This window comes from Ureibacillus sp. FSL W7-1570 (assembly GCF_038593265.1).
GTDB classification, from domain to species: domain Bacteria; phylum Bacillota; class Bacilli; order Bacillales_A; family Planococcaceae; genus Ureibacillus; species Ureibacillus suwonensis.
Map to the genome: position 1 here is coordinate 652706 of NZ_CP151979.1, position 25952 is coordinate 678657.

Sequence of the window (25952 nt, forward strand, 5' to 3'; positions counted from 1 at the left end):
ATTACTTCATTGCGGCACCACTGACGAATGCGGTGTTTGGATAATACATATTTTTTACGAGTACATTAGGTCCCAGGCATTTCACAGCAGGGCAATGACAATTCAATGATTTGGCCAAATCCGTTTCAAGCCACTTATCAAATATTTCGGTTAACGAATCCGTTTGAATATTTCCGAGGGGAGGAGTGTCGCCAAAATCCGTGACAATGACATCGCCGGTAAAAATATTGATATTCAGGCGGGATCGTCCATCCGGGTCGTTCCGCACTGTCACATTTTTCGCTTCTCTCAACCGTTTTAATATTGCTTGATCTTCTTCCTTCGTACTGCAAGGGTAAAAAGGAAGAGTGCCAAACAACATCCACGTATTTTCATCACGGATGTCAAGCAAGTGGTGAATGGTCTCCCTGATTTCATCCAAAGAAAGGCTTGTTGTGTCTGTTAAGGATTGGGCGAAATCAGATGGGTACATTGGATGGATTTCATGACGTTTGCACTTCATTTCATGGACCACTTGGTGATGGATATGATCGATATATGGAACGGTTTTTTTATTCAGCATAGTTTCAGCCGAAACCATTACCCCTGCTTCACTCAACGCCCTCGAGTTTTCAATCATCCGTTCAAACAATTTGGCCCTCTGGTCGTAACTCGGTTTTCGATCCATCATGGCAAAACCGGTTTCCACAAATTCATCAATCGTTCCCCAGTTATGGGAAATATGAAGAACATCGATGTAAGGAGCAATTTCCAAATATCTATCCAAGTCAAGGGTCAAGTTGGAATTGATCTGTGTGCGGATGCCCCGTTCATGTGCATATTGCAATATCGGTTTCACATAATTTTGTATGGATTTTTTGCTGAGCATCGGTTCCCCGCCGGTAATGCTCAAAGATCTCAACGTTGGAATTTCATCCAATCTTCTTAAAAGCAGATCGAGGGGCAACGCATCGGGATCTTTCGTTTGCAAAGTGTACCCTACTGCACAATGGGCGCACCGCATGTTGCATAAATAAGTAGTGGTAAATTCTATATTGGATAATACAAGTTTTCCGTATTGCTCAACATCTAAATAACTTTCCCAAGGATCATAATTAGGCGTAATTTTTTTTAAAGTCGTCATAGTTTTCGAATCTCTTCCTTTCCAACTCCTTATTTTCTCATAGATTTCAAGTTTCGGAAACAAAAATTGCGCCATTTAGAACATTTTTCACAAATTATAAAAAAACGACTCCATTTATAAAAAAGCAGTTCCATCAATAATCGGAATTATTGATGGAACTGTTGTTTTCACTGTAATAGACGTCGCCGTATTTATTTTCAACGATGGTATTGACGATTTCGATCTTGGAATTGTTCAATGCCTGCACATTATAACGATATTGGTCATTTCGGATGATGCTGTTTTCGACATAGACTTTTGACTGGTTTTGGGCGTGCAAGTCGGAATGTTTTCCATCGGTCAACTGCACACTTAAAAGCTCCAGGCTGGACTCATGATCGATCCAAATTTGCGCTTGTAAATGTTTTGAAATGAAGCTTTCCTGGATAAACACTTCACTATGGTTTTGAATAAACAAGGCATTTCGTTTTCCTTGGTAAATCTCTGAATTATTCAAAATGACGGAGCTGTCGTTTACCACTATTTGGGCAAGTTCATGGTGATGGATCTGGCTATGATAAAGGGATAAATGGGAATTCTTCAGCACTTTAATTCCATAAGATTTCCCGTTATAAATTTTGCAATGTTCAAAATTCGCTGTTGAATGTTCCGTAATCTCTATTTGAATATTCATGCTGTCATGAAACCTGGAATGCACCGCATGGATTTCACACCGATGCAATAGGAATATGCTTTTTCCATGGTGAAAATCCGAATTGCTGATATGAATTTTTACTTTTGTTTTGCTTGCCAGATGCGGCATATGGTTGCCAAAAAAGCGGCAAGCCTCCACTTCCACTTCCGAATGATTGATCGCCAAGATTCCATTCCCGTTGTTTTCAGAAATATCGCAGCGATAAACCCTCAACACACCGCGATCCACATTGAATGCGGAATTGTTGTTTTGAATGACTTGGCATTCCAAAAGCATACACTCCGATTTTCTCTCTACACCTATTCCGACATGCCGGCCGTTTATGATTGAGCTTTCTTTCATTGAACACTGGGATTTGTCGGTAATTACCACTTGGGTGGATAAATGGTCTTTAATCATTGTCTTGCTGCAATTCACAATGGATTCTTTGTTGATGACCAGGCCGTTATCATACCCGGAATGGATTTCACAATGTTCGAGATGAAGGAGAGATTTTTTGGATGCTTGAACATTGCTCTTTTGATGGCTGGAAATTTCGCATTGGGATAACAATCCTTCTCCTTCCTGCAAAACGACGCCCGATTCATTGCCGCATTGTATAAGGCATTGTTTTCCGTTGAGCCTGCTTTTGTCTATGACCAGTTGAGTGGAAACATGGGAAAATAACACCGTTGAATGCAAATTTACTTCCGATTCATTTTTTGCCACAATTCCAAATCCATCGCTTCGTTCGATAAAGCTTTGGAAATCGAAGTATGTTGAATTTTCCGCAAAAATTTGTGTGTCCTCATGTCGGGTGAAATGGCTTTTTTTCGTTTGTGCGAAAGATTGATCCGTTATCCAAAGTCCTTTCAAAGCATTGGAACATTCGCACGATTCCAAAAAAGCTTTCGAGTTTTTTACGAAAAGATGCATTTTTCCGTTATGGTGAAAGTTGCAATGGGTGAATACGCCATTGCTATTGTTTAATAGGGCAACAGCCACTTCCTTCGCTTTTTGGAAATTGCTGTGAACGGCTTTAATATATCCGCCATTTACTGTAATCAGCACATTGGTATTTTTTTTGATGGTGCAGTTTTCAAAAACCGCTTCACCTTCAATGTATAGATGGGCAGTAGGTGCAATGGTGAGATTTTGAAAAGTTGCACGAATGTTTTTCGGGATGACGAACATTCCTTCGATGACCGTTTGACCGCTTTCATCCCCAACGATCGTGACATCTTTATCTATTTGGAAGGATTCCTTATATTTTTTTGGATACAGCCGGATCACATCGCCATTATCCGCCTTCGCCAAGGAACCTTTGATTGTATTCAGTTTTGAGAAAAACAAGTTGTATAGTGAACGAAACATGTTACCCCTCCTAAACACATACGTACAACTATTCTCACTAAAAAAATGGAATTCTATTCCTTTTTTGATGAAAAGGAGTCAAAAATGGTGTAGTGAAAAGGGGGTTTTCGTTAAAATGATATGTATTGAGTCCGAACGCTCGAATGAAAGGAGTCAATGGCCATTTTTTGCATTCATTTAAGAAGAGAAATCGGGGTTTTTTGTGGGAAGTGAAGTAAATATTGATGGGATTTGCTAAATCGAATTTGTTTCATTTTATGAAAAGGTAAAATAGTATATTATAGTTTTTTTAAAGTATGAACGTGTTGAAAGGGGGAGAGGTCGAATGAAAACCAGCATGACAAGAATATTGATTTTTGCGGCAATGGTCATCGTGCTTGCTTTTGCATTCCGGGAATTTACGGTACATTTTTCAGGGGACGGGTTTGACACGCCTGAAGAAGCACTGCCAAAAGATGCGGACTATGAATGGATAGAAGGACCGAAAAGCGAAAAGGAACATCGATATTTCTTTTTATCGAATGGAAACTATTTCGGCACCGGCGTTGTGAAGAAAAATTTCAAAGGTTGGACAAGCGGAGACGGCGCCTATGCGAAGTTGCCGGATTCTTTGGAGGAAAATAAAATCACTTCAGCTTATTCAGACGGAGTAATTCTTTTTGGATTAATTAAAAGAACCGGGGAAGCGGAAGTTGAAGTCAATGGCGAAAAAGCTTCTTTTATTGAAATGTCCGGCTTACCTGAGAGCACCCTCGAGTTGTATGGCGTCAAAGGATATTCCATTTGGTATGTTGGGTTGGAAAAACTGGATGATCAAGAGCATTTTCAAATCAACGTCAAGGATCGAAAAGGGGAAATCCTGAGTGAATTGACGATCTAATAATCCATTCGAAAAAGGGAATAATTATTCATAAAAGTCTCTTTAATTTTTTTGTGCTTAAGTATAAACTATAAGTGAGATTATCCAAAATATTCATTTTTCATCACATCATTGAAATGATGAATTTTTTGGAATAAAATTGTATTGGTCATCGAGTTCATAAAAATCTCTAATGACAAAACATAATTTTAATGTAATTTACTTATGAAGATAAGTGAGTTATGATTGGTCATGGAGAAAAGAACTAGGAAGCCTTTTCAAAATTAATATAGGGGGATTACATATGACAAAGAGCAACTTACACAACAGTCGCGCTTCTTTTGAACTGAACGGTAAAACTTACTATTATTACCGTTTGGCTGCATTAAAAGAAGCAGGCATTGCAGACGTATCACGCCTACCTTATTCCATCAAAGTTTTATTAGAATCTGTTTTACGTCAATATGATAACTATGTAATCAAAGAAGAACACGTAGACAACTTGGCAAAATGGGCAGAAGGAGCAGATCCTGAAGGTGAAGTTCCATTCAAACCTTCCCGCGTAGTTCTACAAGACTTCACAGGTGTTCCTGTAGTTGTAGACTTAGCTTCTTTACGTTCTGCCATGAAAGAACTTGGCGGAGACCCAGCAAAAATCAATCCAGAAATTCCGGTTGACCTTGTAATCGACCACTCTGTTCAAGTAGACAAATACGGTACTCCTGAAGCTTTACAAGCGAACATGGATTTAGAATTTGAACGCAACGCAGAACGTTACAAATTCTTAAAATGGGCTCAAACTGCATTCGATAACTTCCGTGCGGTTCCACCTGCAACAGGTATCGTTCACCAAGTAAACTTGGAATACTTAGCGCCAGTAATTCACGTTAAACCAAACGAAGACGGCACTTTTGAAGCTTATCCGGATTCAGTGGTTGGTACTGACTCCCATACTACAATGATCAACGGTCTTGGCGTACTTGGTTGGGGTGTTGGTGGTATCGAAGCGGAAGCTGGTATGCTTGGACAACCATCTTACTTCACAATTCCGGAAGTTATCGGTGTAAGATTAACTGGTAAACTTCCAAACGGTGCAACTGCAACTGACTTGGCGTTGAAAGTAACTCAAGTATTACGTAAACGCGGTGTAGTTGGTAAATTCGTTGAATTCTTCGGTCCTGGCGTAGCGACATTGCCACTTGCCGACCGTGCGACAATTTCCAACATGGCACCAGAATACGGCGCAACTTGCGGTTACTTTGCAATCGACAACGAAACACTTAACTACTTGCGTCTAACTGGCCGTGATGAAGAACATGTACAAGTAATTGAAAAATACTTGAAAGAAAACGATATGTTCTTCGATCCAAACTTCGAGCCAGTTTACACTGATGTACTTGAAATCAAATTGGACGAAATCGAACCAAACCTTTCTGGTCCAAAACGTCCACAAGACTTGATTCCACTTTCAGAAATGAAAAAACGCTACCGTGAAGCAGTAGTTGCTCCAATGGGCGTACAAGGTTTCGGTTTAACTGAAGATGAATTCAGCAAAACTTCAACAATCAAATTTGCTGATGGCGAAGAATTAGAAATGCCTACAGGTGCTGTAGCAATCGCTGCGATCACTTCTTGTACAAACACATCCAACCCATACGTATTGATCGCTGCTGGTCTTGTTGCGAAAAAAGCGGTTGAACTTGGCATTAAACCACCAAGATGGGTGAAAACTTCATTAGCACCTGGTTCCAAAGTTGTTACAGGTTACTTAAAAGATTCAGGTCTACAAGATTACTTAGACCAAATCGGATTCAACACAGTAGGTTACGGTTGTACAACATGTATCGGTAACTCCGGCCCATTGCTTCCAGAAATCGAAGAAGCGATCAAAGCAAAAGACTTGTTCGTAACTTCTGTACTTTCCGGTAACCGTAACTTCGAAGGCCGTGTTCACCCACTTGTAAAAGCGAACTACTTGGCATCACCACCATTAGTAGTGGCTTATGCTTTAGCTGGTACAGTGGATATCGACCTACAAAAAGATCCAATCGCGAAAGATAAAAACGGTAACGACGTATTCTTCAATGACATTTGGCCATCAACTGAAGAAGTTTACGCGATCTTAAATAAAGTGGTTACACCTGAATTGTTCAAAAAAGAATACGAAACAGTATTCACTGCAAACGAAAAATGGAATGCAATTGAAACATCAACTGAGTCTCTATACACATTTGATGAAAATTCAACTTACATTCAAAACCCACCATTCTTCCAAGGTCTTTCTAAAGAGCCAGCTCCAATTCAAGAGCTTAAAGGCTTGCGCGTAATTGCGAAGTTTGGTGACTCTATTACAACTGACCACATTTCACCAGCTGGTGCAATCGGTAAAGATACACCTGCAGGTAAATACCTACAAGAAAAAGGTGTAGCAATCCGCGACTTCAACTCTTACGGTTCTCGCCGTGGTAACCATGAAGTCATGATGCGTGGTACATTCGCAAACATCCGTATCCGCAACCAAGTTGCACCTGGTACAGAAGGTGGATTCACTACTTACTGGCCAACTGGCGAAGTAATGTACATTTACGATGCAGCTATGAAATACCAAGAACAAGGTACAGGCCTTGTAGTACTTGCTGGTAACGACTACGGTATGGGATCCAGCCGTGACTGGGCTGCAAAAGGTACTTACTTATTAGGTATCAAAACAGTTATCGCACAAAGCTATGAACGTATCCACCGTTCTAACCTAGTGATGATGGGTGTTCTACCACTTCAATTCATGCCTGGTGAAAACGCAGAAACTTTAGGATTAAAAGGTGACGAAACAATTTCTGTTAACTTGACAGACGATGTAAAACCACGCGATGTTCTAACAGTTACTGCAGTATCTCCAGAAGGTAAAGTAACTGAGTTCAAAGCGTTGGCTCGTTTCGACTCTGAAGTGGAAGTGGATTACTACCGTCATGGCGGTATCCTACAAATGGTATTAAGAAACAAATTGGCTGGAAAATAATTTCTGGCAGTATGAAGAGGCTGGGACAAAACCCCCTCTAAAATGGAAACAGCCCATGAAATTTCATTCCAAAATTTCATGGGCTGTTTTTCATTTTTTCAATAAAAAATAAGGACCTCTTCTGTTAAAATTAAGTTAGCACACAAAACCTAACAGAAAGAAGGGTCCTTATGTTCAAATATTATAACATGAATCAATTAGTTTTGCCTCTAGATTTAGAAATAAAATTACAAGAAAATGATATTGCCTTCCACATTCACCATTTAGTTGAAAGTATTCCAGATGAAGCCTTCCAGCCGTTTCTTCGAAATACAGGTTGTCCTGCTTATCATCCACGCATGATGCTAAAAATTATTTTGTGTGCCTATTCGCAGTCTGTCTTTTCAGGTCGAAAAATTGAAGCGCTATTAAAGGACAGTATACGAATGATGTGGTTGGCACAAGGATATGAACCAAGTTATCGGACGATCAATCGTTTTCGTGTGCATCCGGAAGTAAAAGAATTAATTCGTCAATGTTTTGTCCAATTCCGTTGCCAACTGGTGGAAGAAAAGTTAATCGATCAAGAAGCCATTTTTATCGATGGTACGAAGATTGAAGCGAATGCCAATAAATTTACTTTCGTATGGAAGAAATCCATTGAAAAATACAACCAAAGCTTAATTGAAAAATCCAATCAGCTCTACAACGAACTGTTAGAGAAGGAAATCATCCCTGAAATGGAGCGGGAAAATGAGGGAGAACTGTCCGTTGAAGAACTCGCTCAAATGGTGCAACAAGTCGATGAAGTGATTACGGAATATGACCAAAAGATAGAAGCATCGCCCGATGCCACAGAACGAAAAGCATTAAGAAGCGAACGGAAATATCCGAAGCGAGTGTACAAACAGTTGATTGACTTGATTTTACGTAAACAAAAGTATCAAAAAGACTTCGAAATCTTGGGTGAACGGAATAGTTATTCCAAAACAGACTTAGATGCGACGTTCATGCGAATGAAAGACGACTATATGAAAAACGGTCAATTGAAAGCTGGATACAACGTACAAATCGCAACAGAAGGTCAATACGCACTAGCTTATAGCATCTTTCCAAATCCTACTGATACACGTACATTAATTCCGTTCTTGAATAAGATAGAAAAGGATTATTTTCCGTTGCCAAAGTATATTGTCGCAGATGCTGGTTATGGTAGTGAACAAAACTATGAAGACATCCTTTCGAATCGAAAATGTGAGGCACTCATTCCATATACCATGTATGAGAAAGAACAAAAGAAGAAATATAAACAAAATCCATTTCATCCAGACAATTGGATGTACGACGAAGAAAGTGATACCTACATTTGTCCAAATCAGCAGCGAGTAACCTTCCGTTATCGTTCTGTACGTACAGATAAGACTGGTTTCAAACGAGAATTGAAAATCTATGAATGTGAAAACTGTTCAGGATGTCCATTTCGTTCATCATGCACAAAAGCAAAGGAAGGCAATCACCGAAAGGTCATGGTGAATGAAAAATGGGAACAACAAAAAGAATATGTAAGAGCGAAGCTTTCAGAAGAAAAAGCTGGTTCTATTTTCCGTCAACGTAAAATAGACGTAGAACCAGTTTTTGGATTCTTGAAGGCTAATTTGCGTTTCACTCGATTTTCCGTTCGAGGAAAATCGAAAGTGGAAAATGAAATGGGCATTGCCTTAATGGCCGTGAATTTACGAAAATACACGGCCAACAAAGATCAACTAACCAAAAATAATGGGGATAAATGGAAAAAGGAGAATTTGAGTTGGCTCAAATTCTCCTTTTTCCTATCTAGAAGCTAATTTTGTCCCAGCCTCTTTTTTGGTTCTTTGTCAAATGGTGTTGGTGAATAAATTTTAGTGACATTATTTGGTAATATGTAATCGGATGGCTTAGGGGAAATTCGAGGTTCCCCTAAGCTGTTTTTATTTTCGCTAAGTTTTGGGTAATGAATATTCGGTTTCTAAAGTGATAGAAGGATCGATAACCGAAAGAAATGCGTTTAATCACTTTGATTTTGTTATTAATCCCCTCTAAAATGCCGTTGTTATAATCATATTTCAACGTATTCTCCACGTAATTGATGTATTTGTTGATTGTCTTGATGGCGGTTTTCATATAGCTGGAAACGATATTTTGTTTATTCTCTAATGTTTTCTTTAGGAGCTCAAAGTCTTTGATTTTTATGCAATGTTGCACGTATTGATATAACTCATAGGACGCTTTTAATTCAGAATCTAAATCAATGAGATAGTTGTATTTTGCAATAGAAAAGTGCAGAGAAATGCAATTAAAAATGCAGAGGTTTGCCACCCATTTAATTCCTTTTCGACAATGCGTGGGACAGTCTATAGCTCTCGCCATGAAAAGAGATGATATGGGCGTGATGAATTAGCCTGTCCACTAACGCTGCTGTTAAACGAGAATCTGTAAAGATCCGGTTCCATTGACTAAATTCTAAGTTAGATGTAATAATTACGCTTTTCTGTTCATAAAACTCCGATATAATTTGGAATAATAATTCAGCTCCTTCTTTACTAAATGGTAAGTATCCCATTTCATCTAAAATGACCAAATCAACCTTCTCCATCCGTTTTCTAAATGCTGATAAACGGTTGTTACGTAAAGCTTGCTCTAATTCCTCAACTAGGTGGGCAACACGGTAAAAACGAACCTCATAACCTAGTTCACAAGCTTTTTTCCCTAGTCCTGTGGCTAAATGAGTCTTCCCTGTCCCGGGTGAACCAACTAAAACTACATTTTCTCGATTCTCAATAAATTGTAGGCTACACAAATCCTCTTTGGTTAAGTGAGGAGGGAACCGAAGTTGTTCGGTCCACTCGTAATCATGTAAACTCTTTTTATCTAAGAACTTCGCCTTTTTTATCAAGCGGATTGCTCTCGCTTTTTCTCTTAATCTTATTTCCTCCTTAAGTAGCCCATATAAGAATTGTTTCGGAGTTTCAAACGGTATTTGCTCGTATACATCCGCAACATAAGCTAACCTCAATGACTTACACAATTCTTTAATGTCCTGTTTCAATTGACAGCCTCCTCTCTAGGAGCTAATGAATCGTATTTACTCCAGTCCACTTCATAAGGATTATTATCACTAGGTAGCTTATCCTGTGCAATTAATTCATAGAACTCTTCATTAATCTTCTTCATGTCATGAGAAACTAATAAACTAGCTAGAGCTTCTAATCGTTTTCGTCGAATAATTAAATTATCTACCAACAAAAATTCTTTAATTCTTCCCGGTAAATACTTATTATAGCGCGAATATTCTACAACCCTTGGTTTATGAATCCATGTTTTAATTATTGAAAGCCATGGTAATGCTTTTCGCTTTTTCATATATGGCCGATAGTCATCCAATAATATCTCCCCATTAGGTGAAACAATCTTTAATTGATCCCATGTTAATATCATTTGTAATTGACTATAGTTGCCACCCTTAGGGACATGAACCAACGTCTGATCCACTTTCACTTCATTATATTTGTTTACTTTAACAAGATGCTCTTTAAATACAGGATAGGGCTTTTCCGGTAATGCTAGAAGATAATCCCGTTCTTCCTGCCATAAGTCCTCAATACGTACGTTTTTGGCATAATGAATTCTATTTCTGTCCGCCTCTAATTTATGAAATAATTGATCAGTTAAACCCTCATAGCTGTCCATTATTGGAGCTGAAGTAAAAAAGTTATAGCGTATATATCCAACTTTATTCTCAACATTTCCTTTTTCATGGCCACTTCTTGGATTGCATACCTGCACATCAAAGCCATAATAATTCTGAAATTGAACAAATTCATCAGTTAATTGTGCTTCTTCATTTTTTGTCCTTTTTTTCTTCACAGCGGGGGTCAAATTATCGATTCTTATCCTTTTAGGTACTCCCCCAACCTGTTTAAAAAGAATATTGAGACCATGTAAGAAGCATTCTTGATTTTCAGCTGGTAACGGTACTGCAAATCCAGCATTACTATGAGGAAACGTCATAACTAAAGCATGAATATCCACAATTTCTCCATCTTGTACAGCTTCCATTACTCCAAAGTCTACTTGAGCTTCACCCGGAGGATGTTCTAATCTTTCATACCCTTTATCCTTTTCTTCTTGGTGAGTATTCATCCATTCAGAGATAAAGTAACAAACAGTACGATAAGAACCTTGGAAACCCATTTCCTTTAGTTCTTCAAATATTTGTTTCTTTGTTCTTCTTAATTTTTTCCTTAACTTTAAATCCTCAAAAAGCCAATCTGAAACAATTACTCCCCACTTTTCCTCATACATCATCCCTTTCTTTTTAAATGATTTCTGTTTAGGGAGTTGATCTTCATCCGCATACTTCTTAGCTGTTCGCCAATTAATTCCCATTGTTCTTTGTATTTCTGAAATAGATAAACCTTTGTTATTTCTTAAATGTTTGATACAATTAATATCAGACATTGCTAGCATCCTTTCTTACCTCCACTACCAATTGCTTGACACAATTACTGTAGTGGGACTTGGGGTGACTGGCAAGTCTTTTTTTGTTTATGCACAGAAATTTAGTGCAGGACTCTGCATTTTTCCTTTGCAAAGCTCTGCACTTTTATTTTGCCATACACAATAGTGGAGAATCTCCACCTCACACATATGCTTTTTAAAGCAACGATGATATTTATAGTTCTTATAATCAAGTTTTGTTTGATCTTTCAGAAGGAGCTTCCAGTATTTTTTTAATTTATTGTAATTCTTTTTATCCCGATTCATGACGTTGATGCGTGTTTTGTTTAAAGCTCTGCTAAATAGTTGGAGGATATGGAATTTGTCGAGTACGATTTCCGCTTTAGGGAAAACTTCGTGGATTAAGGAAATATAAGGGCTGTACATATCGATGACAATCGTTTTTACCGCATCTCTCGCCTTCTTGGAATACCGTAAGAAATACTCTTTGAGGACATGTAATCTCCGGTCCTCCACGATATCCACAATCTCCCCCGTTTCAGAGTCGCAGAAAATAAAGGACATCGCTCCAGCTGCGGATTTCACTGATTTAAACTCATCAAAACACAAATGCTTTGGAAGGTAGTGAACATTTGGTTGATAATAGCTATAAAAGCTGTCAATGACACGACTGACAGTGGCATGAGAAACATGATGTTTCATCGCAATATCTTTTTCGGATATTTTATCTTTGGCGTTTAAAGCAATCGCTACTTTAGTATTGTTGGAAATACAACAGTTTTTAGCCACGACGCTCGTTTTTAAAGTAAACGTGGAATGACAATGTTTACAGAAATAACGCTGTTTACGCAATTTTAAGTAGGTATGAAAACCTGAAATGCTAGGCATTTTAATGAGAGACGTTTTAAAACCGTGTTTAATGATTTGAACATCAAAGACATGTCCACAAGCATAACAAGCTTTTGGTTGGTAAGTTAATTGGCCATAAAAGACTTTTGATTGGACCCCTTTAATGAGTTCTTCTGCACAAAAATTTTCATCAAATGTGATATTTTTGTCTTTTATATTGAGTAGGTTTCGTATAGAATGATGGTGAGACATGTGACACAACTCCTTTGGAAAATGTGTTTTGGCGATTACATTTTACCAGAGTTTTGTCACTGTCTCATTTTTTTTTGTTCAAAAAAATTGGTGCTGGTTTATACTCACCAACACCAAATATTATAGAGCCCTTTTTTTGTGCGTTCAAAAGGGATGGCAATTATTTTGCGGAGTTTGACTAATATTATCTTCCCTTTGGCTATTATCCTTCGTTGATTGACTATGATCGGGACGAGATTGACTATAATCTTTCATTGCAAAATGGCAAGAGCTGCAATCTTGTGAAGAAATAGGGCAGGGAATACAGCTGGTATAGAAACCAAATAAAGAGGCTGGGACAAAAGATAAAAAACACCATTTTCTCACGGGAGAAAAATGGTGTTTTTTTGATAATTGAAGAAAATTGATTTCCGTTCCGGGGACGCTTTCCGCGGGCCCGGCTCGAGCCTCCTCGGAGCTCAAACCTTCGCTCGAGACTCGGGCTGTTCCCGCAGGAAAGCTTTTGCTTTGCGACTAAGCGTGCGCGACAGGAGCACTCGCCCCGTCACTCCAATCAATTTTCTGTGATATCAATTTTTTACAAAAAATCTTTTTGCAGCTCGTTCACTTTATTAGTTATGTCCCAGCCTCTTTGACAATCAAGATTATAAAAGTTCTTTTCTTAAATCGGCCGGAGATTTAGGTGATAGCAGTCCGAATGGAATATCGAATACTGTTTTTGCACCTTTGTCGCCATTTTGATTTAATCTGTATGCAGCGCGTGCATATGCCACAAGAACGCTTGATGTAAATGTCGGATTGCTTTCAAGGTTTAAACTGAATTCGATGATTTGTTTGTCGCCCAATCCGCTCACACCGCTTCGGATGACGAAACCACCATGCGGCATGCCGCTGTGATTTTGCTTCAATTCTTCTTCGGAAATGAAATGCACTGTTGTATCATATTCATCGAAATAGTTTGGCATTGTTTTAATTTCGTGTTCAACTTTCGCTGGATCTGCGCCTTCTTCCAACACAACGAAACATTCACGGGCATGTTTTTCGCGTGTGGAAAGTTCAGGATTTTCGCCGCTGCGTACGCGATTCACCGCATCTTCAATTGGAATTGTATATTGTACCGCATTTTTTACACCTTCAATACGGCGGATGGCATCAGAGTGGCCCTGGCTCACACCTTTACCCCAGAAGGTATATGTATTCCCAACCGGTAATACCGCTTCGCCGATTAAACGGTTCAATGAGAATAAACCTGGGTCCCAACCAACCGAGATGATGGCAACTTTTCCGGCTTTTTCAGCTGCCGCATTTACTGTATCAAAATATTCTGGAATTTTTGCATGTGTGTCGAAACTGTCGATTGTATTGAAATATTGTGCAAAGTATGGTCCTTGTTCAGGCAAATCTGTTGCAGAACCGCCGCACAAAATCATCACGTCAATTTCGTCTGTATAGGATAACGCATCGTCCACATGAAGGACTTTCGCATTTGAATTGATCGTCACTGTTTGCGGATCACGACGCGTAAAAACTGCTACAAGTTCTGTATCAGGGTTTTGTTGAACTGCTGCTTCTACACCCCTACCCAAATTTCCGTATCCAACAATCCCGATTCGAATTTTACTCATATGTTCTCCTTCCTCCTAAACAACAACAAATATATGTTTTATAATACCTCGCAGAAGATAATTTTACCATAAATTTTCATACAATGATTTGCATAAAATTATATTTTTTTTATACTAAATGACTATTCGATGCGACGCTTGGACAAATCATTTTTTTCTAATCCATGGTGGAAATGATAGAAATTAAGAGGTGCATTTAGTTTTTTCGCAACCTATATTTTGCTATACTTAATTTATGTACACCTAAGAGAAAATATAGGAGGATTTTGAATGAAAAAACTTTCAGCGGTACTGCTTGCTTTCGCATTGGTATTCTCTAACGTTGGTGCGGTTGTTTTTCATGACAGCGGGGATGTGACAGTAGAAGCAAAATCTTATAAATCCGGTAAAAAAGGGTTCAGCGGAACGACATTCCCTTCAAAAAACCGTGTAACCAACGACGACACTAATAAAAACAACAATGTTAATAAGTCGACAACAAATCAAAATTCAAATAAAACCGGCACTTCCACAACGAAAGGCGGATTCTCTTCCGGCGGATTAATGAAAGGCCTCCTTGTAGGCGGACTTGCCGGCTTATTGTTCGGCAGCCTGTTTGCGGATATGGGCATTCTTGGAAGCCTTTTGGGATTAATGATCAATCTCGGTGCGATTTTATTGATTGCCTATCTCATCATGAAAATTTATTTCATGTTAAAACGCAAAAATGAGAAAGAGGTAACGGAACATTGGAGAAGATAACATTGTCTGAACAGGAAATCGTGGATGCGGTTTGCCTGTTCCATGCAAAATTCAAAAATGTGCGTCCTGAAGATGTGGAAGTGGAACTATTGTATGACGATGATAGAGGCTTTACTGCGGAAGCTTACGTAAACGGTGAAATGGAGCCATATAACACGGTGAATTTCATTACAGCCATTCGCCTTTATATTGAAGAACAATTGCAAAGGGACGCGATGTCCGCCCGAATCCTTTTGGATCTGCATGATGAAGAAGGGATCATCGCCAATATTGAATGGGATTAAAAGAGGTGTCGCCTGATGGCACCTCCTTCTTTATATACCGGAGTAAAAAAATGATTATTTCGTTTTCTTTCCAAATATGTTATGTTCAAAAAAAGAGATTAAAGAAAGTGGGATACCGATGACAATGGATGCCAGAAAAGTATACAACGGAATCGTTTTGCTGACAGGTTACCTGCAGCGTTTATATGTGTTTGAAAATATTCTTCATCAGTTGAATATTCCCCGAGATCAGGACCGGTTTGAAAAGGTGAAGGAATTGTTCGATGATTCCTTGGCGATGCTGCCTTTGTTCGAACAAACAAAAGAATTGACCGAAACGCAAGTCAAAAAATTGGAATCCGTGACGGCGGAAGTGGAAAAGTTGATGGCCACTTATTTTAAAGAAGGCCAAATTTCCTTCAATGAAAAATTGGCTTATGTCGGTTCTACTCTTTATTCCGAGCAGCATGTCAATTTGGGAATCCTCCGCCTCGGAAAAGTGTTTCAGGTGGAAGTGAACAAAGACTTTGAAATGCGCGTGAAATTTTATGAAGAACGGACAAAATTCATCGACACGATCGTTTCATTAATGAAGAAGAATCAGCAGGTTGAAGAAAAGGCGATGGAAATCATCGAGATGTGGTATGAAAATGTGGCCAAAAATAAAAACAATATTATGAACGATATCCGAATGATTGGTCAATTGATTGGCTTTTAACAGAAAAACTGATGGAATGCGGACATCCATTCACATCAGTTTTTTTATTTTAATATAATATTTAATAATCCAAATACTGGAAATATATCGCATAAGCAGTTTCCATTTCATGATAGTCTCATTCCAATTTTCTATTTTTGCAATCAGGTTAAGTATCCATCATTATTGCCAGAGAGCGAAACAAATATAGTTGGAAAAAATTGAGATGTCCATTTGCACCGATTTTTGAATGCGGTATACTGTTGGAGAGGTGATTTTATGTTTGTCAGCGAAAAACAAGTGGAAATCCGTTATGCCGATACGGATCAGATGGGTGTGGTGTATCACGCCAACTACGTCATTTGGATGGAAATTGGCAGAACCCAATTGATCCGCGATTTGGGATACGATTATACAAAGTTGGAAGAAATGGGAATTGTATCACCAGTGATTGAATTGAATGTCCAATATAAAAAAGCGATGCGTTATGGACAAGTGGCAACTGTCCGTACATGGGTGGAACAGCATGATAAATTGCGCACGACATACGGTTATGAAATCTTGCATGAAGACGGCTCCGTTGCGGCGACAGGTACAACGGTGAACATTTTGGTGACAAAAGAAAACTTTAGACCGGTGCCATTAAGAAAAATTGATCCGGATTGGGATGCAAAATACCATGAAATTGCCCGGACAAAAAAGGGATAGGGGTACATAATGACTAGTGAAAGGGTTAGTCATTTTTTATTTTTCAAAACTATAACGGTCCATCTATTTTTGTTATAATGACGATTGTGAGTAAAAAAGGAGGGATGTTCATGGTACAAACGGTAGAAGCGATGAAATGTTTCATTGTGTTGACGAATACAGCACGGGAAGCCATCAAGGAACACTTTGCCGATGAACATGCCTTTTTTCAATTGCAATCCTCTTTCCATGTATATCTAGAAAAACAATCCATTGAAGAAACATCCCTATCCCTGGCCATTTATTTTGACAACGAACAAAATAGTAATTTGGCGAAAAAGATGAATGGCCGGGTTGTGATTATAGACTGCGTTTTTGATAGCAAAAATGGCCTCATCGCCAAAAACTTCCGGACTAAGGGAAAACATACACCGGTCAAGACGAATCGAAGAAAATCGATGAGAATCCATTTCGCACCAACAAGAATCAACGGCCACACTTATCCGGAGGCATTCCTGAAAACCATTGCCGAATTGCCGGTTGCAAAAGACAGATACGATTATGTCAATAAACGGATCACCAGCTGGGAAGGCTATTTAAAAGTTTTATACAAAAATGCCAACATCGATGATATTGAAGCAAGAATACAGTCTGTTTCGTACAGTTCTGACTGTTCCGTGGCAACATTGAAACTGGGTGGCATCACAAACAAAGAGTGGAAACAGATAAAAGGAATGAACGCCTATGTCAAAGGCGTAAAAAGTGAAATCGGGGAAGTTGTAAAAACCAATGCCCAACAACAAACCGTCGACATCGAACTGAGTCCGCCAATCAGTAAACTCGCCAAGCAACAGGTATTTGATTTTCCCTCAGAGCAAGTCACTTTCAGCAACGCCTCGACAAAATCCCAGCTCAACCGCCTCTTGAAAGGGTTTGAACATTTAAAGGAAGGGCTTGCGGCAAACCCGAATCTTGAAAACTTTTTATTTGAAGACGAACCAAAGGTGGCAAATCGGAAAAATCGGCTTCAAATCGAATTTCATAACAATCTGAATGAATTTCAGCGGGAAGCTGTGCTGGGTGCACTGGAAACAGAAGATTTGTATGTCATTCAGGGACCACCCGGAACAGGGAAAACAACGGTCATTTCTGAAATCTGTTATCAAAACGTGAAAATGGGATTGAAAACATTGATCGCCTCCCAATCCAATTTGGCGGTGGATAATGCACTTGGCCGGCTTTTATCCAATAAAGACATCCGCATTTTGCGCTACGGACGGACAGACAGCATCGAAGAAGAAGGGAAAAAGTTCATCGAGGAGAATGTGGCGGAATATTGGAAAACTCAAACCTTTGATGCGTTATCGAAGGAAATCAGTCAACATGATCAAAAGGAAATCCTATTGCAACAGGGCATTCAAGCATGCACGAGCCAAATCGATCACCTGAAGGAAAAAGCGGCCGAACTGGAAAAGGAGATTTTGCGGAAAAATCAGGCGGAAAAGGAATTGGAAAAGGCTTTTGACACAATTTCCAATTTGAAAAAGCAAATCATCGCTTTAAATAAAGAAAAGGAAAAAGCGGAACAAACCATTGAAACATTCCAATCCTCCTTGAATGAACGGTCTGAAAAACTGAAAGAAATCGAACAAACATTGTCCAGCACCGGTCTTGATAAAATTCAGCTGGAAATCAATGAAGCAAGGAAACATATCGAAGAAAGCGAACATTTCATCCACTATGTTGAAATAAAGGAAAAATTGGAAAAAGCGCAATCCGAATTGCAGCAAGTGTCCAATGAAATTGCATTCATGGAGTCAAAAATATTGGAAGTGGATGATCTCCTGGCCCAATTGAAATCCTTCAAAAAATTGGAGGAAGTGGAAGGATTCATTGAAACCTACGGAATCCGAAGAGGTTTTGTCATCAACCAGCTGTTTTTGGATATGGAGAAAATTCACCAACAGTTGATGGAACTGAAACCGGCAATCCAAATTTCCAAGCGGATTGAAAAAGCCATCGAATACAACCAAAAAACGTTGAAAATACCCATCGTTCCCGTCCCGCTCCCGCCGAACCACCATTATTCATTACATGAGGTCAATGACTTTTTGGATAAATTGGCACTCGCCTTCAAACAACGAAAAATCAATTGGCAGAACGGAATCCCCTCCATCCGTGGCCTATATTTAAGGCGGCTATATGTGAACGGGTTGCTCGTTCAATATCAATCGTTGGCCGATGAGTCGAAACTCGTTTTTGAAAAATTGAAAAGTGCCGTGGCCGAACAATATTTGGAAAACCTCGGCCTCCATGAATCGAAACTTCAGTCTTATAAACAAAAAGAGGTCCAACTGCAACAAGAGATCCAACAATATGAAAGAGAATTGGCGGAACTGCCAATAGAAAATACCGGGTTCATTCCGTCCATTGATGAACTTCAAGCGGTCATTCAAACGTTGCAGGAAAAGATTGGCCGGTTGGAAGAACAACAAGAAAGTTTCCATTCCTATGAGGAGCAAAAAGCACAACTGAATCATGAAATCAACGAAATGGAAAAAGAACTTTCCCAACACCAGGAGTCGTTATCCAACATACAAAGCGAATTAAAAGAGCTTCACCGTCAAGGGATTATGATGGAACGGAAAGTGGAGCAGCTGCAGCAAATCATGAAACAAAATCCGGAGCTTGAATTGGAACAGACGGAAGAGCGGATCAAGGAACGCCATCTCCAAATTGAAAAATACCAACGGCAGATCGAAATGTTGCCGATCACAAAAGAAATCCAGAAAGAATGGCATTCGTTATTAAATCAAGCGACGGAACAGGATTTGGACGAAATTCGGAAACTTTACGTAAAACATGCCAATGTAATCGGAACAACCTGTGTCGCTTCGGCAAACAAAGAATTTATGGACAACTATCCGATTTTCGATGTGGTCATCATCGATGAAGTGTCGAAAGCAACGCCGCCGGAATTATTGCTTCCAATGTTGAAAGGGAAGAAGATCATCCTTGTCGGCGACCATCATCAGTTGCCGCCGTTGATCGGCGATGATACGTTTGAAGAAACCCTTGAAGAGATTATGAAGGAAACGGACAGCTTTGAAGAAAAAAGGGAACTGGAGAAGCTGTTGGAGGAATCTTTGTTTGAACGGCTTTATAAACATTTGCCCGCCACGAACAAGAAAATGCTCGGGATTCAGTATCGCATGCATGAAAAGATTATGCGGACGATTGCACCGTTCTATGAAAATGGAAAAGAATCGTTGCAATGCGGCTTGGACAACTCCGATGAAGCTAGAGACCATAAATTGGATGGACATTATGTAAAACGGCAGGAACACTTGTTATGGTTCGACCTGCCAAATCAACCGGCTTATTTTGAAGAGCGGATGAAAGAAGGCTCCAGCTTGTTCAATAAAGCTGAGCTTGAATGGATCCGCAAACTGCTTATCGACTTGAATGAAGCGACGGCCAAAGCGATGGAGAACGGTCTGCTTGAAAAAGACTCCTTAAAAGCCGTCGGGGTGATCAGCTACTATCGGGAGCAAGTGAATCGGGTCAATCAGTTAGTGGAAGAACTGCATTTGCCTCATTTGCATATCCGGACAGGTTCCGTCGATAAATTCCAGGGGATGGAAATGGACGTGATTTTGTTGAGCATGGTCCGCAATAATCCGCACGGGGAAATCGGATTTGCGAAAGACTACCGGCGGTTGAACGTGGCTTTGTCAAGAGCCCGGGAGTTGCTGATGATTGTCGGCAGTTCCGATATGTTTACAATGCGTCCGAAAAAGAAAGAAACGAGAGAAATGTACCAGCATTTATTTAATGTCGTAAAACAGCAACAAGGAATACGAAAAATGACGAAGGAGCCCGTGACATGGAACTCCAGCAATTAAAAAATCAATTGGAAAAAGAAATCAGGGGAACCATTGTTCATACGGACATTTGGTGTATTCCCATGCATACCTATGAAATCACCTATCAGCCCATCCAGAAAAAAGTGATGGACATTTTAATGAAAATTCTGCTTTTCTCCTTCCAAAAATCGGCTTTTGAAAGTGCTGAACAGCTCAGTGAAATTTTGTTGGTGGAGCCCTTATTCATCGAAGATTTGATGCGGAAGATGCAAAAGAACGGTCTGCTTGCACGGGAAAACAACTTTTATCAACTGACGGAAAAAGGAAAGCGGCAATTTTCCCAAGGCGTCTTTGAAGAGGAATTGGATCCTGTGACAATAGAGTTATTGTACAGCCCGGTGCATCATCAAATGATGAATGGTGATATGGAGGAAGTGCTGGATTTTGATGATTTTCCGGACCAATTGTATCGTTATATGAATGATGGAGAAGAATCATTGGATGTGGAGTTTTTTAAAAAGGAAATTCAAAATATAATAATCGATCGGCCGGATGAAGTTCATCAAGAAATCAAATCCATCCTATCGTTGGAAAATACACAAATCAACGATGTGCCCTGTATTGAATTTATTGTGTGGAACACTGAAAACAGGGAATTTTTTCCGCGGGTGTGGAATACATTATTAAAAAATTGGGATCAATATTTGGAAAAAGAACTCTTTGAAATAGAAAATCCGGTTTGGTTAGAGAAATTTCACAGCAAAATAAAATAGCTCGATTATTGCAATTCTCTATTGGATATGTTAGGATAATCTTAATTTTATATGGGAATTATACTTTCTTATCAAGAGAAGTGGAGGGACTTGGCCCAATGAAACTTCAGCAACCTCTAACGGATGTTAGAAAGGTGCTAATTCCAGCAAGGCTCAGCCTTGGGAGATAAGAGAGTGCGTGCAAGGAAATTTTGTACCCTCTCATTCTCTTTTCTGGAATGAGCAGGGTTTTTTTATTAAGATATTTTAGAATGGGGGACAAGAGGAATGCCTATTAATATTCCGAAAAATTTACCTGCTGGAGAAATATTGAGAAACGAAAAGATTTTCGTCATGGAAGAGGACCGCGCATTATCACAGGACATACGTCCATTGAACATTTTGGTGTTGAATTTGATGCCTGAAAAAGAAAAAGCGGAATTACAGTTGCTGCGATTGCTCGGGAACACGCCGCTGCAAACCAATGTAACGTTTTTAAATACAGCCACGTATGAACCTAAAAATGTATCCAAAAGCCATTTGGAAACATTCTATAAAACTTTTGATAAAATCAAGCACCGCCGCTTTGACGGAATGGTCATCACCGGGGCGCCGGTTGAACGGATGGAATTTGAAGAAGTCCATTATTGGAAAGAGTTGACTGAAATTTTGGACTGGGCGAAAGAGAATGTGACTTCAATCATTTATATCTGTTGGGCTGCACAAGCCGCTCTATATTACCACTTCGGAATCGGAAAATTCGAGTTGCCGAAAAAATGTTCCGGTATATTTGCGCATACCATTACGGATTTGACGAATGATTTGGTTCGAGGGTTCAACGATGAATTTGTGGCACCGCATTCCCGTTACACTTCCGTTTCCATCGAAGAAATAGAACAGCATCCTGATTTGCAATTGTTGAGCTATTCGGAAGAGGTCGGACCTTTTATCATCCAATCCAAAGACAACAAACACATTATGATCACTGGCCACTTGGAATATGACGCAACAACGCTTGCGGAAGAATACGAGCGTGACGTAAAGAAAGGTTTACCTATAGACATACCGGCAAATTATTTCCCTAATAATGATCCAACAAAGCAGCCAAAAAATACTTGGCGCGCCCATGCCCACTTATTGTTCTACAACTGGCTGAACTACTACGTTTACCAAGAAACGCCTTACGATTGGCATTATGTGGACGATTCAATCGAGTATCATATTTAAAATAACTGCAGGAATTCGAAATAAAAGGATTCCTGCAGTTTTTGGTGCGCCCGGCATGTACATGAACTATAGGGTGTAAGTCCCGAACCCCGAAGACAGAAGTAGAGGTTAGCCAAGAGCAAGGGTGTCCGTGGTGACGCGGAATCTGAAGGAAGCTGGAGGCAAAACACCGGTCCGAGGAACACGAACCTCATATAAGGCTAGGTATGATTGAGTGAGTTTGCAAAACAAAACAAAGCTCTTTCTGTCGAAGGTCATATCGAGTAGATGAGGCGGATAGATGGTGTGAAAGTGCATGTACTTACCCGGGGAGGTCTGGCGGATAGGTGAAGTACGCTTCATAACCTACTTAGTGATAAGTAGCTGAACCGTCAGAAGTCAGCAGAGGTCATAGTATTAGTTGGTCTAGAACAACTAAGAAGGACCGAACAATGAAGAGAGAATAGCCCTTGGCATTCAGTGAGTCATGATGAACACAGAAAACGTAGTACCTCACTTGAGGAAGGAAGCGGTGAATCCCGTGGGGGACCTCTTGGAGGGTGGAGTGACCACTGGCATAAAGAGAACAGCTATTCACGGAAGGAGAATAACGATGCTTTTGAATCAAATCCTGTCACGGGAGAACATGCTTCAAGCACTAAAACGTGTAGAACAGAATAAAGGAAGCCACGGAGTAGATATGATGCCCGTACAAAACCTACGACAGCACATAGTCGAAAACTGGCTATCTATTAAGGAGGCAATTCTCAAGGGAACTTATGAACCAATGCCAGTCCGCAGAGTCGAAATCCCGAAACCTGACGGCGGTGTTCGTTTACTAGGAATCCCTACCGTAACAGACCGTTTGATTCAACAAGCAATCGCCCAAGTACTTTCAAAAGTGTATGACCCTACATTCTCTGAAAACAGCTACGGATTTAGACCAAACCGAAGTGCTCATGATGCGGTGAGGAAAGCGAAAGAATATATAAGAGATGGATATCGATGGGTTGTAGATATGGACTTGGAGAAATTCTTTGATAAGGTCAACCATGACAGATTAATGGGTACACTCGCGAAGAGAATCCAAGATAAACCATTACTGAAATTGATTCGTAAGTATTTACAATCGGGAGTCATGATTAATGGTGTGGTGTCAAGCACATTAGAAGGAACTCCACAAGGAGGACCATTAAGTCCGCTACTATCTAACATTGTACTAGATGAACTAGATAAAGAATTGGAAAGAAGAGGACACAAATTCGTTCGATATGCGGATGACTGTAACATTTACGTGAAAAGTAAACGAGCAGGACTTCGCACAATGGCAAGCATTCAACGATTCATTGAAGGAAAACTACGACTGAAAGTAAATGAAAAGAAATCAGCGGTCGACCGTCCATGGAAACGTAAGTTTCTAGGATTTAGCTTTACCTATCATAAAGAGCCAAAGGTTCGTATCGCAAAAGAAAGCCTTAAACGAATGAAGAATAAAGTTCGTGAAATCACATCACGCAAGATGCCCTACCCGATGGAATACCGCATTCAGAAACTGAATCAATATCTAGTGGGATGGTGTGGATATTTTGCGTTAGCAGACACCAAATCTATATTCCTTGAATTAGATAAATGGATTCGTAGAAGACTTCGAATGTGTCTATGGAAGAACTGGAAGAAACCGAAAACAAAGACACGCAACCTTATTCAACTTGGCGTACCACAATGGCAAGCGTATGAATGGGGAAATACTCGGAAGAGTTATTGGCGTATTTCAAATAGTCCAATATTACACAGAACCCTTGGTAACTCCTATTGGAGAAACCAAGGGTTGGAAAGTCTTGAAGCTCGTTATGAAAACTTGCGTCAATTATCTTAATTGAACCGCCGTATACGGAACCGTACGTACGGTGGTGTGAGAGGACGGGAGTTAATCGCTCCCTCCTACTCGATTGATAATTGAAGAAAATTGATTTCCGTTCCGGGGACGCTTTCCGCAGGCCCGGCTCGAGCCCAATGTCATCAACTTAACGTTACATTTAATGGAAAATAATATTTAATTTAACTTTTATAAAATTAGGTAATAAGCCTCTTGTAATTTTAAAAAGGCCACCAAAATCGTTTTAGAATCCAATTTTTGGTTAATAAAACGAGGATGGTGGTTTTTTTGAAAACAAAAAGTACTTTTTTAGGGGCAATTGAGATTACTCGAAAGTTGCTGAATGATGTGATGTTTATGCTTGAATCTCGGACAAAAGAAACGTATTTTACACGAAAAGAAAAGAAGTTAAATTTTAAAAATACTATTCTATTTAGCTTAAACTTTGTTAAAAAGAGCCTCCAAATTGAACTTGACGACTTTTTCGACAAATTTAATTTATCAGAAATTAGTATTTCCAAACAAGGCTATTCAGCCGCACGAAAAAAGATTTCTCCTCTCGCTTTTGTAAAACTTACAAAAGCGATTGTGAATTGGTATTATGAAGAAAATTCCTTTAAAACTTATCGTGGATTTAGACTTTGCGCAATCGATGGAAGTGTGCTCCAAATTCCTGATACTGAGGAGCTTCGAAATTATTTTGGGTATGGAAAAAATCATAAGACAAGTTATGCAAGAGCTAGTGCCTCTTGTATTTACGATCTTGAGAATGGAATCATTATTACTTCTAGAATCAATCCATATAAGGTAGCTGAGCGAGATAGTGCAAAGGATATGATTGAAGAACTCGTACAAATTGGATTAAAAAATGATCTTTTTTTATTTGATCGAGGGTATCCATCGAGAGATTTTATTGCCTATTTAGATGCCCTTGGTATCAAATATGTGATGCGATGTCAAAAAAATACGATAAAGGAAATTGTCGAAGCGAAAGATGCTGATCAAAACATTCATATAATACATAGGAAACAAGTGATTACTGCTCGTGTAGTTAGATTCCCACTGGATTCTGGCACGGAAGAAATACTTGTCACAAATTTAACCGAGGAAGAGTTTGATATCTCTGAGTTTAAATCTCTTTATTTTAAACGCTGGGGAATTGAAACAGAATATAATGATGTGAAAAATAAAATCGAAATAGAAAATTTCACGGGTAGTTCGAAAATCGCAATTGAACAAGATTTCTATGCATCAATATATTTATCGAATATGGTCAGTTTATTGAGAAATGATGCCAATGAAACAATTAATGAGGAGAGTAAGAAAAAAAGACGAAAACATGATTATCAAGTAAACACAAATATCTTAATAGGAAAATTAAAAGATAGGATGGTTCACTTATTATTAGAAGATTGTCCAATCAAAAGAGAGAGAATGTTTACAAAAATCATGAAAGTGATTATAAGAAATAAGACACCTATTCGGTTTGGGAGAAGCTACCCACGAAGGAATGGTCTGTCCTCAACAAAGTATCCCCTAAACCAAAAAAGGTGTCTATAAACAATACATAGGATAAATATAACCTATTTGTTTATTAAATGTAAATAAATTAGGGGC

19 protein-coding genes and 1 riboswitch are annotated in these 25952 nt (G+C 39.3%); of the genes, 12 read left to right on the forward strand and 7 right to left on the reverse strand.

Features of this window, described 5'->3' with window-relative positions; translation table 11 throughout:
* Nucleotide 1: 1 nt before the first annotated feature.
* Together yfkAB and NST13_RS03300 are read right to left on the reverse strand one after the other, a co-directional pair.
* Nucleotides 2–1123 (reverse strand): radical SAM/CxCxxxxC motif protein YfkAB, encoded by a 1122-nt coding sequence (gene yfkAB, locus NST13_RS03295; RefSeq protein ID WP_342581405.1) that lies wholly within the window; start codon nt 1121–1123, stop codon nt 2–4.
* A gap of 133 nt (nt 1124–1256) precedes the next feature.
* A complete protein-coding gene (locus NST13_RS03300) occupies nt 1257–3170 on the reverse strand; it encodes a right-handed parallel beta-helix repeat-containing protein (protein ID WP_342581406.1) in 1914 nt (637 codons plus the stop codon).
* A gap of 325 nt (nt 3171–3495) precedes the next feature.
* Here NST13_RS03300 and NST13_RS03305 point away from each other — a divergent pair, with 325 nt between their 5' ends.
* The 3 genes from NST13_RS03305 (at nt 3496) to NST13_RS03315 (ending at nt 8868) form a co-directional block, all read left to right on the forward strand.
* Nucleotides 3496–4050, forward strand: coding sequence for a hypothetical protein (locus NST13_RS03305; RefSeq protein ID WP_342469414.1), 555 nt, complete (start codon nt 3496–3498; stop codon nt 4048–4050).
* 283 nt (nt 4051–4333) lie between these two features.
* The gene (gene acnA / locus NST13_RS03310; protein WP_342469413.1) at nt 4334–7045 is read left to right on the forward strand and encodes an aconitate hydratase AcnA; all 2712 of its coding nucleotides are present in this window, start codon (nt 4334–4336) and stop codon (nt 7043–7045) included.
* 170 nt (nt 7046–7215) lie between these two features.
* A complete protein-coding gene (locus NST13_RS03315; RefSeq protein WP_232019826.1) occupies nt 7216–8868 on the forward strand; it encodes an IS1182 family transposase in 1653 nt (550 codons plus the stop codon).
* 112 nt (nt 8869–8980) lie between these two features.
* Here NST13_RS03315 and NST13_RS03320 read toward each other — a convergent pair whose 3' ends face one another.
* From NST13_RS03320 to NST13_RS03340, 5 genes are all read right to left on the reverse strand, one after another.
* Nucleotides 8981–9379 carry a transposase gene (locus NST13_RS03320; protein WP_342581407.1) on the reverse strand — a complete coding sequence of 133 codons (399 nt, stop codon included), beginning with the start codon at nt 9377–9379 and terminating at the stop codon, nt 8981–8983.
* 4 nt (nt 9380–9383) lie between these two features.
* Entirely contained in the window at nt 9384–10109 is a 726-nt protein-coding gene (gene istB / locus NST13_RS03325) for an IS21-like element helper ATPase IstB (RefSeq protein WP_096550005.1), read from the reverse strand.
* Nucleotides 10106–11530: an IS21 family transposase gene (gene istA, locus NST13_RS03330; protein WP_342469276.1), complete on the reverse strand. Its 1425-nt coding sequence runs from the start codon at nt 11528–11530 to the stop codon at nt 10106–10108. Before istA ends, istB begins: the two co-directional genes overlap by 4 nt.
* 78 nt (nt 11531–11608) lie before the next feature.
* Nucleotides 11609–12622: an ISL3 family transposase gene (locus tag NST13_RS03335; RefSeq protein ID WP_342581408.1), complete on the reverse strand. Its 1014-nt coding sequence runs from the start codon at nt 12620–12622 to the stop codon at nt 11609–11611.
* A gap of 644 nt (nt 12623–13266) precedes the next feature.
* Entirely contained in the window at nt 13267–14247 is a 981-nt protein-coding gene (locus NST13_RS03340) for a diaminopimelate dehydrogenase (RefSeq protein ID WP_342469412.1), read from the reverse strand.
* Nucleotides 14248–14517: 270 nt separating this feature from the next.
* Here NST13_RS03340 and NST13_RS03345 point away from each other — a divergent pair, with 270 nt between their 5' ends.
* The 9 genes from NST13_RS03345 (at nt 14518) to NST13_RS03385 (ending at nt 25895) form a co-directional block, all read left to right on the forward strand.
* On the forward strand, nt 14518–14988 hold the full coding sequence (locus NST13_RS03345) for a hypothetical protein (RefSeq protein ID WP_342581409.1): 471 nt from the start codon (nt 14518–14520) through the stop codon (nt 14986–14988).
* Nucleotides 14976–15272: a YxcD family protein gene (locus NST13_RS03350; RefSeq protein ID WP_342469409.1), complete on the forward strand. Its 297-nt coding sequence runs from the start codon at nt 14976–14978 to the stop codon at nt 15270–15272. The genes NST13_RS03345 and NST13_RS03350 overlap by 13 nt, the downstream gene beginning before the upstream one ends.
* 118 nt (nt 15273–15390) lie before the next feature.
* A complete protein-coding gene (locus tag NST13_RS03355) occupies nt 15391–15969 on the forward strand; it encodes a transcriptional regulator (RefSeq protein ID WP_342581410.1) in 579 nt (192 codons plus the stop codon).
* 258 nt (nt 15970–16227) lie between these two features.
* Complete coding sequence (locus NST13_RS03360; RefSeq protein ID WP_342469407.1) at nt 16228–16656, forward strand: thioesterase family protein; 429 nt, start codon at nt 16228–16230, stop codon at nt 16654–16656.
* 110 nt (nt 16657–16766) lie between these two features.
* Nucleotides 16767–20540 (forward strand): AAA domain-containing protein, encoded by a 3774-nt coding sequence (locus NST13_RS03365; protein WP_342581411.1) that lies wholly within the window; start codon nt 16767–16769, stop codon nt 20538–20540.
* Nucleotides 20522–21274: a nucleoside-diphosphate sugar epimerase gene (locus NST13_RS03370; RefSeq protein WP_342581412.1), complete on the forward strand. Its 753-nt coding sequence runs from the start codon at nt 20522–20524 to the stop codon at nt 21272–21274. Before NST13_RS03365 ends, NST13_RS03370 begins: the two co-directional genes overlap by 19 nt.
* A gap of 65 nt (nt 21275–21339) precedes the next feature.
* A riboswitch (SAM riboswitch) is annotated at nt 21340–21447 on the forward strand.
* A 94-nt stretch (nt 21448–21541) separates the two neighbouring features.
* The gene (metA, locus tag NST13_RS03375) at nt 21542–22480 is read left to right on the forward strand and encodes a homoserine O-succinyltransferase (RefSeq protein ID WP_340714484.1); all 939 of its coding nucleotides are present in this window, start codon (nt 21542–21544) and stop codon (nt 22478–22480) included.
* A gap of 592 nt (nt 22481–23072) precedes the next feature.
* On the forward strand, nt 23073–24335 hold the full coding sequence (gene ltrA, locus NST13_RS03380; RefSeq protein ID WP_342581812.1) for a group II intron reverse transcriptase/maturase: 1263 nt from the start codon (nt 23073–23075) through the stop codon (nt 24333–24335).
* Between the two features lie 279 nt (nt 24336–24614).
* Nucleotides 24615–25895 carry an IS4 family transposase gene (locus NST13_RS03385; protein WP_340715701.1) on the forward strand — a complete coding sequence of 427 codons (1281 nt, stop codon included), beginning with the start codon at nt 24615–24617 and terminating at the stop codon, nt 25893–25895.
* Nucleotides 25896–25952: the final 57 nt, after the last annotated feature.